Origin of the sequence: Vibrio sp. YT-15, assembly GCF_033337445.1 — a bacterium.
GTDB lineage: Bacteria > Pseudomonadota > Gammaproteobacteria > Enterobacterales > Vibrionaceae > Vibrio > Vibrio alginolyticus.
Map to the genome: position 1 here is coordinate 743303 of NZ_JAWOQR010000001.1, position 14490 is coordinate 757792.

General features: G+C 45.4%; 12 protein-coding genes. 6 read left to right on the forward strand and 6 right to left on the reverse strand.

The features are described 5' to 3' along the window. The first annotated feature begins 16 nt into the window (after positions 1 to 16). Positions 17 to 1459: a glucose-specific PTS transporter subunit IIBC gene (gene ptsG / locus R7D93_RS03185; RefSeq protein ID WP_225495738.1), complete on the forward strand. Its 1443-nt coding sequence runs from the start codon at positions 17 to 19 to the stop codon at positions 1457 to 1459. Positions 1460 to 1554: 95 nt separating this feature from the next. Here ptsG and R7D93_RS03190 read toward each other — a convergent pair whose 3' ends face one another. Continuing rightward, positions 1555 to 2001, reverse strand: a complete 447-nt coding sequence (locus R7D93_RS03190; protein ID WP_005383492.1) for a DUF302 domain-containing protein — start codon at positions 1999 to 2001, stop codon at positions 1555 to 1557. A gap of 227 nt (positions 2002 to 2228) precedes the next feature. Here R7D93_RS03190 and R7D93_RS03195 point away from each other — a divergent pair, with 227 nt between their 5' ends. Continuing rightward, positions 2229 to 4220, forward strand: a complete 1992-nt coding sequence (locus R7D93_RS03195; protein WP_225495743.1) for a U32 family peptidase — start codon at positions 2229 to 2231, stop codon at positions 4218 to 4220. Between the two features lie 29 nt (positions 4221 to 4249). Here R7D93_RS03195 and R7D93_RS03200 read toward each other — a convergent pair whose 3' ends face one another. The 5 genes from R7D93_RS03200 to R7D93_RS03220 are packed head-to-tail and all read right to left on the reverse strand — an operon-like array spanning position 4250 to position 9121. After that, on the reverse strand, positions 4250 to 5899 hold the full coding sequence (locus R7D93_RS03200; protein WP_225495745.1) for a glycosyltransferase family 39 protein: 1650 nt from the start codon (positions 5897 to 5899) through the stop codon (positions 4250 to 4252). After that, the gene (locus tag R7D93_RS03205; protein WP_225495747.1) at positions 5896 to 6612 is read right to left on the reverse strand and encodes a class I SAM-dependent methyltransferase; all 717 of its coding nucleotides are present in this window, start codon (positions 6610 to 6612) and stop codon (positions 5896 to 5898) included. The genes R7D93_RS03200 and R7D93_RS03205 overlap by 4 nt, the downstream gene beginning before the upstream one ends. A 13-nt stretch (positions 6613 to 6625) precedes the next feature. Next, the gene (locus R7D93_RS03210; RefSeq protein ID WP_025520528.1) at positions 6626 to 7003 is read right to left on the reverse strand and encodes a GtrA family protein; all 378 of its coding nucleotides are present in this window, start codon (positions 7001 to 7003) and stop codon (positions 6626 to 6628) included. Further along, positions 6990 to 7940 carry a glycosyltransferase family 2 protein gene (locus tag R7D93_RS03215; RefSeq protein ID WP_130545676.1) on the reverse strand — a complete coding sequence of 317 codons (951 nt, stop codon included), beginning with the start codon at positions 7938 to 7940 and terminating at the stop codon, positions 6990 to 6992. The genes R7D93_RS03210 and R7D93_RS03215 overlap by 14 nt, the downstream gene beginning before the upstream one ends. Positions 7941 to 7948: 8 nt before the next feature. Then, entirely contained in the window at positions 7949 to 9121 is a 1173-nt protein-coding gene (locus R7D93_RS03220) for a glycosyltransferase (protein ID WP_225495749.1), read from the reverse strand. Between the two features lie 267 nt (positions 9122 to 9388). On the opposite strand from R7D93_RS03220, the gene R7D93_RS03225 reads away from it, so the two are divergent. From R7D93_RS03225 to R7D93_RS03240, 4 genes are all read left to right on the forward strand, one after another. Beyond that, the gene (locus tag R7D93_RS03225) at positions 9389 to 9634 is read left to right on the forward strand and encodes a DUF3297 family protein (protein WP_005448935.1); all 246 of its coding nucleotides are present in this window, start codon (positions 9389 to 9391) and stop codon (positions 9632 to 9634) included. A 487-nt stretch (positions 9635 to 10121) separates the two neighbouring features. Then, positions 10122 to 10832, forward strand: coding sequence for an ABC transporter ATP-binding protein (locus tag R7D93_RS03230; protein ID WP_225495751.1), 711 nt, complete (start codon positions 10122 to 10124; stop codon positions 10830 to 10832). Next, positions 10819 to 13344, forward strand: a complete 2526-nt coding sequence (locus R7D93_RS03235) for an ABC transporter permease (protein WP_225495760.1) — start codon at positions 10819 to 10821, stop codon at positions 13342 to 13344. Before R7D93_RS03230 ends, R7D93_RS03235 begins: the two co-directional genes overlap by 14 nt. Next, positions 13344 to 14453, forward strand: coding sequence for a lipocalin-like domain-containing protein (locus R7D93_RS03240; protein WP_225495762.1), 1110 nt, complete (start codon positions 13344 to 13346; stop codon positions 14451 to 14453). Before R7D93_RS03235 ends, R7D93_RS03240 begins: the two co-directional genes overlap by 1 nt. Positions 14454 to 14490: the final 37 nt, after the last annotated feature.

The following is a 14490-nucleotide window of genomic DNA, read 5'->3' on the forward strand; positions in this document are numbered from 1 at the left end:
TCGTCAGGAGGAAACCATGTTTGCAAGTATATTTGGACAACTACAAAAAATAGGGCGGTCGTTGATGCTGCCTGTGGCGGTGTTACCGGTGGCTGGCTTGATGCTGGGTATTGGTAACGCGGGGTTTGCGTTTATTCCAGACGCGGTCAACAAAGTGATGCTCGCCGCCGGTGAAGGCATGTTCGGCAACATGCAGTTGATGTTTGCGGTCGGTGTGGCGCTCGGGTTGTCAAAAGGCAATGACGGTGCCGCTGCGCTCGCAGGCTTAGTTGGCCTAATTATTATGAACGCATCGCTCGGTATTGTGACAGGTCTGCGCGGCTTAGAAACTGATGCTACCATCATGGGCGTTGAGACGCTGCAAACCGGGGTGTTTGGCGGCATCTTTATCGGTGCGGTCGCGGCAATCATGTACAACCGCTTCTACAATATCAAACTGCCGGAGTATTTGGGCTTCTTCGCGGGTAAGCGATTTGTGCCCATTGTCACCGGTTTATCGGCGATCGTCGTTGGTGCGATTCTCGCGTTTGCATGGCCACCTGCCGGACAACTTCTTGATGCATTCTCTCATTGGGCAGCGTACCAAAACCCTGTACTTGCGTGGGCGGTTTACGGCGCGGGCGAACGTTCATTACTCCCTGTTGGTTTGCACCACATCTGGAATGCGCCGTTCTTCTTCGAAGTTGGCAGCTATGTAGACCCAGAAACCGGCAAAGAGTTTACTGGTGAGCTCACTCGCTTCTTCGCGGGCGATAAAACCGCAGGTTATCTGTCTGGTGGCTTTATGTACTCCATGTGGGCACTACCAGCAGCGGCACTGGCGATTTACCACTGCGCGTCTCCTGAGCGTAAGAAAATCGTCGGCGGTTTGATGATGTCTGCGGCGTTGACCTCTTGGTTGACTGGTATCACAGAGCCAATCGAATTTACCTTCTTATTCGTCGCGCCAGTGCTGTACGTGATCCATATTTTCCTCACCGGTATTGCGTTTGCGATCACCGCGTTTTTGGAAATCAAACACAGTACGGACTTTGCGCACGGCGCGATCCAGTTCTTCCTTTACTACCCAATGTCGACCAACGCGTGGATGTTCATCATCATCGGTCCCATCTGGGCGACGCTCTACTACGGCTTGTTCCGCTTCTTAATTGTGAAGTTGGATCTAAAAACGCCGGGTCGTGAAACCGACATTGCAGAAGTGAAGATCGCCGGACAACCTGATGAAATCGCGGTGGATGTAGTAGCTGCATTGGGCGGCAAAGCCAATATCAAGTCAGTCGATGCGTGTATCACTCGTCTGCGTGTCTCGGTGAAAAACATTGCCAACGTTGATGTTGCTAAGCTAAAAGCACTTGGCGCGCGAGATGTATTAGTGATTGGCGACAGTTTACAAGCGATTTTCGGTACGCAGTCTGACTCAATTAAGTCAGAAGTGCACAGCGTACTCGCCACCTCCTGATCTTACCTCCCCCAATATAGGTAAGATTTGCCAACCTCCTTGTGAGGTTGGCTTTTTCGTTTTCGGAGTAAAAAAAGCGAAGCCAATAACCAGCCCTACTTCGCCGCCGCGTTGGTTAAATTGCCCAGCACGCCGCTGATTTTGTTCAATACCTCGTCGCAGCCTTCAATATGATGGCGCTGTTTTAAATACATCGGATCGTTGTAAGCTAACCACGTTTTGCCTTCAGCATCTTCATACACCAACACTTTTTGGGGTAAATCGAGCGCCACTTCCTGCGCACAGATCATCAGTGGTGTGCCCACTTTAGGGTTTCCAAACACGATAACTTCAGTTGGTCGCAACGTCATATCGACTTTCGTGGCATTCTCTTGGTGGTTAATGCGCGCAAAGACGTTCAACCCTTTTTCTTGCGCGATAGCGACAAATTTATCCGCCGTATCTTTTGCTGAATGCGTGCTCGCAACGGTTACCACGCCCTCACCAGCCAACGCACTCAATGACGTCAACGCCACTACCAACCCGATGATTACTTTTTTCATTTGTCGTCCCTTCCTCTCTCTGAGTCGAAAACTAAATATAGAAAAACCAAGTGTAGGAAAACTATAGAAGTCAAATTCCGCTCTCGCGAATTGCACTCTACCCACTCAAGAGTCGACCGTGTAACACGGATTAATTGATTCAGATTAATAAAGCGTTAACTAGCTGAGCATCAAAAGCGTGAAATACGTAACATTTGCAGCCTATTTTAGTAAGAAAGAGAAAAGTAGTGACACGCGATCAATTTGAGTTATTAGCACCCGGTGGTGATTTAGATTCCATCAAAGCCGCCATTGCCGCTGGCGCCGATGCAATTTACTGTGGGCTCGACCGCTTCAATGCTCGTAACCGAGCGACCAACCTCACCTTAGATAACTTAAATGGCGTGTTAACGTTGGCCCATCAGCACAGCTGTAAGATTTTCCTAACGTTGAATGTGCTGATTTTAGAAAGTGAAATTCCAGCGATTGTTCGCTTACTCAGCCAACTGAACACCACCAAAATCGATGGCGTGATCGTACAAGATCTCGGTCTGGCCTACATTCTCAAACATCACTTTCCCGATTTGGATGTGCACGCTTCAACGCAACTGAACACGCATAACGAAGGTCAGATCCTCTTTCTCAACCAGCTCACCGCAAGCCGAGTAAACTTATCTCGCGAACTTAACATCAGTGAGATAAAACATCTGGCGCAATTTGGTCGCGAGCACAACGTAATGATGGAAGTGTTTGTCCACGGCTCATACTGCATCGGATTCTCCGGAATTTGCTACATCAGTTCAGCTCGCAATGGCGCATCAGGTAACCGTGGACGCTGTAGCCAACCTTGTCGCGAACAGTACGAAACGACCAAAACAGGCAACAACTACCCACTTAATATGAAAGACAACTCCGCATTTAGCGATTTAGAAGCGCTTGCTGATGCGGGTGTGTATTCGTTGAAAGTGGAAGGCCGCATTAAGAAATCCCACTACGTGTACACCGTGGTCGATAACTGGCGTAAACAGATTGATCGCTTGTGCGAGGGGTTGGAACTCTCTGAAGACACCACAGAGTTATACACGGTGTTCAACCGTGATTTCTCCAACGCATTTTTGCAAGGTGATTTCGGCAAGGCGATGTACATCGACAACCCGCGCGACCACGCTGTAAAACATTTTTCGAAGGTTTATCAATGCCAGTCTGCTGATGATGTGCAAGCGGTGAAAAAGAAACTCTACGACGACAAAACCGCGATCATTGAGAAAGTGGCAGAGCAAACTAAGTCGTTCGATGTCACTTCGACACAAGTATCCGGCAGCAGCTTGAAAGGGTCGATTGATGTGCCAGCTCTGCCAGCGTTACCTCAACCAGAGCCTCGCCAAGGTGCGCCAAAATTATCGGTTCTGATCTCGTCAGCACAAGAAGCCATGCTGTGCGAATACCACGACGTTGATGTTTACTATCAATTGCCAATGGGGTTGTCTGGTGAACTGAGCGCGATGATTGAATTGTTCCAAGCCAACCCAATGCTCAAACCTTGGTTACCTGCCATTTTGATTGGCGAAAACTACCAAGCCGCGCGCGTATTTTTGGAAACCATCCAACCTGAGTTGTCGATCACCAACAACTCAGGCGTCAGCATGATCGCAAAAGAGCTCAGCTTAGGCTGGGTGGCAGGCCCACAAATGAACACGGTGAACTCATACGCGTTTAAATGCCTTCAAGACGAGTTCGCTGCAAGTGGCGCGTTTATTTCTAACGAGCTGAATATGAAGCAGATGCGCCATATAAAGCGCCCGCAAAACATGCGCTGCTTCTACAGCATTTATCATCCAAATACCCTACTCACGAGCCGCCAATGTTTGTTCCAACAAACCGAAGGATGCCGCAAGATTAAGGTCAACAAAGGTTGTTTGAAACGCTGTGATAAACGCACGTCTATCATCAACTTAAAAGACAATCCTTACGTGGTGCAAAAACAGAAAGGCAGCCACAATTCGATCTACAGCGAACACAACGTCTTAAACCTGCAAGTGCTGCACGATCTGCCTCAATTATTTACCGATGTGTTGATCGATCTGCGTGATATCCAGACCGAAACGAAAGTCTCAGCAAGCAAACCTGAGTTGATTGACGCGTTCTTAGCTCTACTTGAAGAACACAGCGAACAAACCGTCCAAACGCTGAATGCCATGATTCAACCAACAGCCAACGCGCAGTATTTAAAGGGGTTATAGGGGAACAAAACTAGGTTCTACAACTTTTGCTAAGGGCCAAACAAATAGGGGGAACTCTCAGGATTGCTTTGCCTGAGCGCCTCAATGCCAAGATGAGAAAAATACCAATGAAGTGTACAAGTACCATCTTGGGACATCAGTGTATACGCTCCGGAGTTGAGCCATATCTTCTCTCCGACAGACACACCAACACCATCAATAAAGCAACGGTTCAAGCGATCACTCTCAAGCACGTACCAACCCGAGCGCAGTAAATCGCCTCGAACACTAGATTGTGTTTTTAACCCAAGAGCCAGAATAAACGGAGCAATAGATACATAGTGTTGCCGAAGAGCATCACGGTCCTCCTCTAATAACCAATCAGGAATTCGATAACTTTCGACGATGAGTATCGGCTTTACTGCACGAATTTCCTGCCAAACGTCATACTGACCCCGATAGTAGTTGTCTATCTTGATGGCAGATGTTCGCCAATGATAAGTCGATGGACGAAAAAGACCTATTCCTTCATAGGCAAAGACCGCATCGTCAACTTGCGTGTGCCTTTCTATGAATGTGTGTAGGGCGATTTGGTGCTGATTATTATGTTGTACCGGATAGTGGATGATACGAGCAATCACAATCAAGAATAGTACGATACAAGTGGTAACCGTTCCTTTCGACCACTCCCGAGTAGATGAAACAACGTACTGGATTGAGAACGCAACAAATACCGCAAGCAAAGGGTAAAGTGTGACCAAGTTATATGCATGATAGTGGGGGTTAGCCAAAACCGACAACACAGCTAGTATAACCAAAGCTATCAAAAACTGAGCTTGCTTAAACGACAGTACTTTCCACTTACCGACACATATTCCCACTCCTATGAGAGCAAACAGCCAATAAACAATATCATGTAAAAAGTACTGTATCAGTACATCAACCTTCAGAGAGTTTGCGTCACTAACATGCGATGTCGAATACAGAAATAAATCAAACGTCGTGTACAAAAACAGTTCAAGTGAAGAGATTCCAACGGTCGCAACAAACAAAGCCACGCAAGAGATAATGCCTAACAAAAGCGCACTGACATCCAAGACAAAGTCACGTACAGAGCGCTTTTGAATTAGCCGAATAAGCCCGAAGAGCCCAATCACTACGCCTATCAAAATCGCCTTAAATTTGAAGAGTATCGCAAGCCCGAATAATAACCCCACCCAAAACAATTTATGAGCATCACTTCCTGGGCACACATACAACACAATGATTATTTGTAACCAAAGAAAAAGAATAACGAGGTCAGGACGAAGGTCAATGCCACGCATCACCATCGCAGAAGAGGCAAAGAGCAATAACAATGTAGTGAGTGCAATATTGACTGTAAATATTTGGCGAAGAAGCACATAGACTTGCCAACCTATCGCCAACAAAAACAAAACAAAAAACGAACGAAAAACGTAAATAAGCTCGAATCGTTCGCCAAAGAAAAAGTAAACTGGCGTCATCCAATCAAAAAGCAAAGTATAGCTATCAACATTGAAGTCAAGATTCGGCCGTTTCCCAACGCTCATTAACCATGTGGTATAAAGCGCCATGTAATCATCATTAACGAGCGCGAGATTGAATATGATGTAAACATAAAAACCGAATAACAGACTTAAGTTAATCCCAAGTAGCCATCTAACTCTTGCTTCACTCATCGCTTCTTAAGTATCCAAACTTGTTTCGTTTTGAGTAAACTCGGCCAAATTGACTCAAGCCATATCAACGGGCGCATTAAAATGCCTGGAATAAAGTTATAGACAAAGCTAGGAAAGAGCAGGAACACTTGAGAGTCTATAACCTCGAAACCGTGTGCATCTGCCAGCTTGTAAATACTAGATGTGCTATTGGTGTAAACATCTCCTCCTAGCTGTTCAGAAAAAAGTCGGGTCCAAGTTCGCGGAGACCACCTTAGGCTATCAAAAATAAGATATCCTTCTGGTGCAATTACCCGTTCAAACTCCGAAAACAACCGATCTTGATCATCGCAATGAAACAGAAAACGACTAGATAATACTACTGAAAACTGCTGCTCTGGATATGTCGTTGAATAGATGTCTTGTTTAGAAAAATGTGTTTTTTGGAACAAAGGGTTCTCGTAACAAACTGCGAGCATCTCATCAGAGTAATCTGCCGCATAAACTTTTTTAAAGCCAGACGCCTTAATAGTTGGAAGCATTCTTCCCGTGCCACAGGGTATATCTAGAATTGACTCTTGCAAGGAGCAGATATTAAGAAACTGTGAAAACAAAGACACTTCAGACTGATGTACAAATTGTCCACCAACATTTGAAAAACGTAGATCTTCATACTTTTTCACCGTTTCAGAATCACTGTAGAAATCTTGTTTTTCTTGCCGATTCGTTTTCATAAGTCACCTCTTTTCAGCGCTGAAACAAATGAGCTTGATTAAAGACGATGCGTTTCATTAATAGATATACAATTGGGAAACGAATCAACACGACCAAAATCTGCGAAATGAGAACATGAATGCCTACAATACTTTTAAAGATATAAAGCAGTAAAACACTCAAGAACAATGATCCTGCCGTTATGGTGATGAATTTAAAAAAGCTTCTTACATTTGCACAAACAGAAAACGTATATCTTGAGTTCATGATGTAACTAAAGGCAGAACCCACTAAAAAAGACAAAACAGAAGATGTCAAATAATAGACATCAAAATAAATAAGCACACAAAAAACGAGGTAACTGACCAGAGTATTCATGATACCCACTGAACCAAACTTAACTATCTTCATCGCTACTCTTTATATTCCTTGTGTAACGAATAATGTAATCGGGTCGGTCTTGACCTTGCTCGAAAATTCGCCCGACGTAAGAGCCGATTAAGGCAATAAAGAACAATAAAATCCCTGAGAAAAAGACTTGGAAAAAGATGATTGATGTCCAACCATCGACAGTTGTGCCAAAAACGAACTTACTTACTAGTGCTTTGGTGAGATATAACAAGCCAAGTGACCACATCAATGTTGAGATAACAAACATCAGTTGAATAGGAAAGCGGGAAAAATTAAGTACCGCGTCTGACGCTAAAGCAAACATCTTAGTAAGTGAATACTTCGTTTCTCCTGCATGTCTACCATCACGTTCATATTGAATAATGGTTTGATTAAATCCGATAATGGCAAAAATACCCCTCAAGTATTTGTGCTTCTCTCGGTAACATGAAATGGCCTCTCTAACTGGCTTAGTAAATGCTCGAAAATCACCGCAATCTTCAATTAAATTAGCGGGAGAAGTGAGGGATAAAAAGCGGTAAAACAATTTTGCACTAATTAGCTTAAAAGCGGTTTCATTTCTTCTCGACAAGCGTTGGGCATGGACGATATCAAAGCCTTTATCGATCTCTTCCAAGAACTGTGTAATAACTTCTGGGGGATCTTGAAGATCAATATCAATGGTAATATTAATATCTCCAGTTGCAGCTTCGATTCCAGCAAACAAAGCGGTTTGCTGCCCAACATTCGCAGCAAGATGCACAATCACTAATCGTTCATCCGCCATAGCCAGCTTGTCTAAAATTACTGCGCTTTTATCAACACTAGCATCATTAACTACAACAAACTCAAACAAATACTGATCGTATTGCTTAGCAATTTCGCACAAACGCGAGTAATACTCCTCGATGACAGACTCTTCATTAAAACACGGAGCGATAAAGCTAATTTTATCCATACTCCCTCCTACCCAAGGCCGAGTGTTCGCGCATAGCCAGACACAAAACTTTCTAACGTATAACGAACTTTAAACTGCTCTATTTGATTTCTAGACATCAGGTCAAGTTGACCTAACTTAAAACCGTTCTCTATCGCACTTGCACTCGCTTCTAAATCATCCAGATCAATTTCAATGGCATTAGAACCGAATTGAATGACATCCGATAATTGCTCGAAATCAGGAATCGCAATCGGTAATCCGCAAGATACCGCCTCTACGATTAGGTTAGGTGTCAGGCTCGTTCCGACACATGTCCTTAGTGGTAAAACCAACAAATCTGCACTCGCCATCTCAACTGAAATATCAATGCTCTCTTTAAATTCTATTTGGTGATGTAGCTCATGTTTAGAAACAAGTTTCTCTATATTTGCTTGGTCGCCGAAGCCACTGAGACAGAGCGTTAGATCAAAATCGATACATTCTCGCTTCTTTAGTATTGCAGCCAATTCAATTAAAGCGTCAACGCCTTTTGATGGCTTAGAATGCCCGATATAAAGTAAAGACATTCTTTGTGTCTTCTTTGCAGGAATGGGTCGCGAAAAGTGCTCAGAAAAAACCCCATTTTGAATGAAATAGACTGGCAAATGAGACAGAGAAGATAACTGAAATTTCTGGTAGTTACTGTGCACAATCGCTTGACAAAAATTGTCTAACAAACGCTTGTATAAAGGCGCACTGATAAACGAATTAAATAGCAATAAATGTAAATACTTAAACCAATTCCGAAAAAAATAATGCTTGTTATTACGGACCTCGTCTAAGGTCAAATATGACTGCCAAATGGATAAAGTCGTCTGCTTTTGATATCGAGATTTTAAAAAGAAAAAAACCACCAATAGTTCTATAGGCGTAGCAATATGTAGGTTAACCTTCGCACTGTTGGTTTGCTCGAGCAGCCTGTTGAGCTCTCTACATAAGTAAATAAGATTCATCAGCCCCTCAAACAGAGATTCATATCGACTCTCATTACGAAAGGTATGTTGTTCAACCTTAATATGAGAACGAAACTCAGTTGGAGTAACAGTGACAACATGATGTCCATTCTCAGTTAAGCACTGCGCTAAATTGACGAAGTTTTTACTCATTGCTTCTTTTTGATCACTTCGAAATCTAGCGATAGCTAAGATCACAAGTTCCATTTGTTTTCCTAATACTTATCGCACCTAATAACCATAGTATAAACAACGAGAACCTGAGAAACTGTTTACTAGTAAGAGAATCAAAATGATAAAAAGACAATGATTGAATTAATTTTAAAAGGACTCACCGAAAGAGCAAAAGGAGATAGATAAAAATTAGGGCTTTATTGCAGTTCAGTCCATTAAAAACCAGTCACAATCCTTGAACACTCGCCTTGCACTGACTACAATGACGCACTTTTTTTAATGACTTCAAGGTCAAACAAAATGACAGATACAGCTAAACCAGCTCTACCAGATCGCCTAGCGGGTAACCCACGTAGCCCATTCTTCATCAAAGAATGTTTCGATCACCAAATCGGTATCCGTTTCAACGGCAAAGAGCGCACAGACGTAGAAGAATACTGCATCAGCGAAGGTTGGGTGAAAATTGCTTCTCCTAAAGCAAAAGACCGTTTCGGTAACCCAATGCTAATCAAGCTTAAAGGCGAAGTTGAAGCGTACTACGTGTAAGCTGACTACGCTAAATGTATTTGAAAGCTCGAGTCTGACTCGGGCTTTTTTAATGTCTGTCATATCCCTTCCTCATTTAATCTCTTCCCTCTTCTTTTCAGTACAAAGTAGGGTCTGTTTATCTTTCGAGATTAAGTTTTGTTCGAGATAAAATCGTTTTAGGCGAGGCAAGGAGTGTGTAGCCTAGCATTCTAAGTAAATACTCCTTAACAAAGCATAGAACGATTTTAGCCGAACCCTTTGGGCAGCGTTTGTTGGTCATTTCTACTGCGTTATCAGCTTTTTCATGTAGGCTAACTACACATCAAAGCTTCTGCCTTGCACAAATACCCAACAATTCGCTGCAAAAATCAGCTCGAAAGGTCAACAGACCCTAAACTCGATGTAAATCGCTGTTTTTATCTGATTGTTGTCTAAAGTTTCTAAAGAACGAACAGCAATAAGCATTGCCAAAAGAAACGACACCTTTTGGATACAGGGAGAGGAAATGGAAAGCCCACTTGTCATACTCAAACACGCCAGCAAAAGCTTTGTCGATGGCAAAGAGACACATCGCGTGTTAGAAAGCGTAGACTTTACGTTGAACACAGGAGCGAGCGTTGCGTTGACGGGTGCAAGTGGTAGCGGCAAAAGTACCTTACTCAATGTCATCGCTGGCTTTGAGCCGCTTTCCGATGGTGAGTTGTGGTTAGATGGTGATAACACAGCGGCTTGGAAAGACCCACAATGGAGCCAATTTCGACACCAAAAACTCGGTGTTATCTTCCAGCAATTCAACTTGTTAACGCCGCTCAACGTGCAGCAAAACATCGCCTTCCCTCTGTATTTGAATCAGCAGAAATGGAACGACTGGTGCGATTATTTGGTCGAGACTCTAGGCATCAGCCAACTTCTCGACAGACATGTTTCTGCCCTTTCCGGAGGTCAACAACAACGAGTCGCTATTGCGCGCGCCTTAGCACACAAACCTAAACTGCTACTTGCTGATGAACCCACAGGTAACCTTGACCAAAAAGCAGGGTTAGAAGTGATGAAACTGCTGAGTGAAATCACCACCCAAGGCAATACCGCCGTGCTCTTGGTGACCCACAGCCATGAATGCGCTGAATTTATGAAAGCACGGCTGCGATTGGATAACAGTCAGCTACAGAACAGCCATCAAGTAAACAAACATGAGCTTCACCATGAAGCAAACTAAGCCATCAAACAACAGATTCACTCATACTCGACTCGCCCTGAATCTGTTTGCAGCGCACTATCGGCAGGCGCCACTGCAAGCCGCCGCAATTCTGATCGGTATCGTGCTGGCCGTGACCTTGTTTGTTGCGGTGCAAGCCATCAACCTCAATGCCAAGCGCAGTTATGCTGAGTCTACCGAGCAGCTCAGCGCACAAGCTCAGAACTTAATTATTCCACCAGCAGGGCAAAACTACCTGCCTGAATCGCTCTACTTCACCCTTAGACAAAACGGACTCAGTGCAGCGCTACCTGTAATCGAAGGGCGAGTGAGAGACGAACAAGGGCGTCGCTGGTCAGTGCAAGGTAGCGAGTTGATTGCCGCCATCTCTTCGCGTTCTCGGTATTCTGCAAACGGAAAGTCAGCAGAAAACCAACAGAACGTGTCTTTGTTCGACAGTGCTTTACCTTTGCCTGAGCTTTTAGCCGGCAAGCCGATCGTGATGATGAGCCAATCTCAACATCAAAACTTAGGAAAGGTAGAAACCCTAACGCTGGACGACATTCCAACCCAAGTGGTGGTGCTACTAGACGAATGGCAGTTAGGTAACCGGATGTTGATGGACATTGGCTTTGCCCAGCAACTGCTCAATAAACAAGGACAGCTCAGTTACATTGCGGTTTTCCATTCGGGAGATAAAGGGAATAAAGGCACGCAAGCAAAATGGCAAAGCATCATTGGTGAGCAAGGACAATGGATTTCCAATAATCAAAGTACAGACCTTGGCTCGCTGACCGACAGCTTTCACCTCAATCTCACCGCAATGAGCTTACTTGCCTTTTTAGTCGGGTTGTTCATTGCCTACAACGGCGTAAAATACAGCTTGCTGAAACGCAATCGTCTGTTAGTACAAATCCAACAGGCGGGTGTCGCGCCGAGCATTGTGTTCTCTGCACTGTTAGTTGAACTCACTATTCTCGTTACCATCGGCGCTTCCCTCGGTTTTGTATTGGGCATGCAGCTTAGCCATTGGTTGCACCCGACCGTGGCGCTGACATTAGAACAACTTTATGGCGCGACACTGCTGCCCGGCACTTGGCAGTGGCAATGGTGGGCGCAAGCCCTGCTGCTCACGTTAGCCGCCACCCTGTTGGCGTGTTGGCAGCACTTTAAACAGCGAGTGCGCCAGCCGCTCTCCTCTCATGGTGGATTTTATCAAGCGCCGGAAGCCTCTAACGAAAACCAATTGTTCGTGATAGGTATTGCGTTAACGGCTTTCGCACTTGCAGGGTTATGGCTGAGTGAGCACCACCGATTTACCATGGCGTGGCTTGGCATGCTTGTGGTGTCGATTCCTTTGTATCTACCCAAAACACTCAGCGTATTAGCCAATTGGTGTGAAAAGCGCACCAGTTCTGGTTTGATGCAGTATCTGTTTGCAGAGCTGCGCGAGCTGATTTCTCCGCTTTCTCTCGCCATGATGGCACTGCTACTCGCCGTTACAGCCAATATGGGCATGAATACGCTAGTTGGCAGCTTTGAATCCACCCTAAAACAGTGGTTAGAACAAAGGCTACACGCCGACATTTACGTTAGCCCTGCTCAAGGGGAAATCGCAGATGTGGAGCGCGCGTTAGGGCAGTTCGATAAGGTTGAGACCGTCTACAAGCAATACTACGTCGATGATAACCTGCAAGGTTTACCGATTTTGCTTGGCACTAAAGACAAAGACACCTTAGAGCAAACCATGGTGTTCAAATCGCATTTGGAGAACTTCTGGCCGCGCTTTTACCAAGGTGAGTTAGTCGCTATTAGTGAGCCAACCGCGGTCAAACTGGGTTTATCACTGGGTAGCGAGCTCACGCTTGATGCCGTTCCAAATAAGAACCTACTTGTGGGTGCGGTATTCCATGATTACGGCTCACCCAACGGTGAAGTCTTATTAGCACCAAAGTTATGGCAAGAGAGTGGCTTTACCGACCTGCCAACAAGCCTTGGTATTAAAGTCTCGGGTGACACACAAATCGTCTACGAGCAACTGCGCGAGCAACTGAATCTGCATCCAAGTCAGCTCTACGATCAGGCGCAAATCAAATCCATCGCGTTGGATATATTCTCGCAGACCTTCGCCATTACGCGTGCGCTCAACGGCGTGACGTTGATGGTCGCGGTGATTGGCTTGTTCAGTGCTTGTTTCATGTTGCTCGACGCGCGTAAAGCCGCCATTGCAAGGCTGTATGCACTTGGCGTTAGTCGTCGTAAATTAATGACCATGGTGGTCGGACAGATCGTCGCTTTGGTCAGTTTTACTCTGGTTATCGCCCTGCCCCTCGGTGCCATGGTGGGTTATGTACTGACAGACATCGTCACCTTGCGCGCTTTTGGTTGGAGCTTAAATTATCTGTGGAATTGGAGTGACGCCCTCAGCATTGCGGCGATCACCATCTTGGTGGCAGTGATTGCGACCTTGATTCCGCTGTGGCGATTGGTCAGCAAGCCTGTCGTATCCAGTTTGCAAAGCGAGGTGTTGTGATGGTTCGATTGGCAAGCAAACTTACTCTACTCATAAGCAGCTTATTCCTATTCGGTTGTGAAGATGCCCAACAAAAAAATATGGGCACGTTGCTGGGCAGTGGAGATACACAAAGCGAGAGCAACCTATTCACACCCGTAGAAAAAGGGGTTGAACTCACCTTTCCTACCGATCATCAAGCACACCCGGATTTTCGTCATGAATGGTGGTACTTAACCGCTAACTTAATCGATGCAAACGGCAACCCACTTGGCGTCCAGTGGACACAATTTCGCTTTGCTGCTGCGCCGCCAAAGGACGAAGATGACGTGAAGAAAACCGAGTGGCAAGCTCAACAAATCTACATGGCGCACAGCGCAGTCACGACCGCAGACAAACACTACGCCGATGAAAAATGGTCGCGCGATCAAGCCTCTCTCGCAGGCGTTGATTCTTCACCATTTCGGGTTTACCTCGATGATTGGCAGTGGACTTCTTCAACCACCGATCTCTTCACTGCCACATTGAATGCAAACTCCGAACAGTTTGGCTATTCGCTGACGCTTACCAGCACTGCGCCTTATCAAAAGCAAGGCGAGCAAGGTTACAGCACCAAAAGCGCCGATGGTCAGGTGGCTTCGTATTACTACAGCCAACCGTTTATTGATGTCTCCGGTGAAGTCACCATCGACGGCAAAACCCATCAAGTGTCGGGCAAAGGCTGGATAGACCGAGAGTGGAGCTCGCAATTCTTACTCGACTCACAACAAGGCTGGGACTGGTTTGCCCTAAGGTTGAATGACGACACCAGCTTGGTGGTGTTCCAATTGCGGGATTCCAAAACCGGAGCAGCCAGTTACTCCAGCGCAAGACTGATGCAACAAGATGGTTCTGGCATTGCTATCCCACAGAAAGACATTCAGTTAGAGGCGACCAATCAAACAGAAATCCAAGGTCGAAAGTATCCAACCCAGTGGCAAGTGTCGATTCCTAGCCAGCAAATCGAGCTAACCGTTTCTGCACTCAACCCGAACGCGAAAATGCCCCTTTCTGTGCCTTATTGGGAAGGCCCAGTACGTATTGAGGGCTCTCATTCTGGGACTGGTTATATGGAACTAACGGGGTATTGAAAAGTTGAGTGATTACCCCAATTATTCAGCTAGTACA

What these genes read in the sequence shown, in the direction of transcription:
- R7D93_RS03220 (WP_225495749.1), bottom strand. Translation starts at nt 9,121, where the DNA reads ATGGAACTTGTGATCTTAGCTATCGCTAGATTTCGAAGTGATCAAAAA.
- R7D93_RS03200 (WP_225495745.1), bottom strand. Translation starts at nt 5,899, where the DNA reads ATGAGTGAAGCAAGAGTTAGATGGCTACTTGGGATTAACTTAAGTCTG.
- R7D93_RS03210 (WP_025520528.1), bottom strand. Translation starts at nt 7,003, where the DNA reads ATGAAGATAGTTAAGTTTGGTTCAGTGGGTATCATGAATACTCTGGTC.
- R7D93_RS03240 (WP_225495762.1), top strand. Translation starts at nt 13,344, where the DNA reads ATGGTTCGATTGGCAAGCAAACTTACTCTACTCATAAGCAGCTTATTC.
- R7D93_RS03230 (WP_225495751.1), top strand. Translation starts at nt 10,122, where the DNA reads ATGGAAAGCCCACTTGTCATACTCAAACACGCCAGCAAAAGCTTTGTC.
- ptsG (WP_225495738.1), top strand. Translation starts at nt 17, where the DNA reads ATGTTTGCAAGTATATTTGGACAACTACAAAAAATAGGGCGGTCGTTG.
- R7D93_RS03190 (WP_005383492.1), bottom strand. Translation starts at nt 2,001, where the DNA reads ATGAAAAAAGTAATCATCGGGTTGGTAGTGGCGTTGACGTCATTGAGT.
- R7D93_RS03235 (WP_225495760.1), top strand. Translation starts at nt 10,819, where the DNA reads ATGAAGCAAACTAAGCCATCAAACAACAGATTCACTCATACTCGACTC.
- R7D93_RS03215 (WP_130545676.1), bottom strand. Translation starts at nt 7,940, where the DNA reads ATGGATAAAATTAGCTTTATCGCTCCGTGTTTTAATGAAGAGTCTGTC.
- R7D93_RS03205 (WP_225495747.1), bottom strand. Translation starts at nt 6,612, where the DNA reads ATGAAAACGAATCGGCAAGAAAAACAAGATTTCTACAGTGATTCTGAA.
- R7D93_RS03225 (WP_005448935.1), top strand. Translation starts at nt 9,389, where the DNA reads ATGACAGATACAGCTAAACCAGCTCTACCAGATCGCCTAGCGGGTAAC.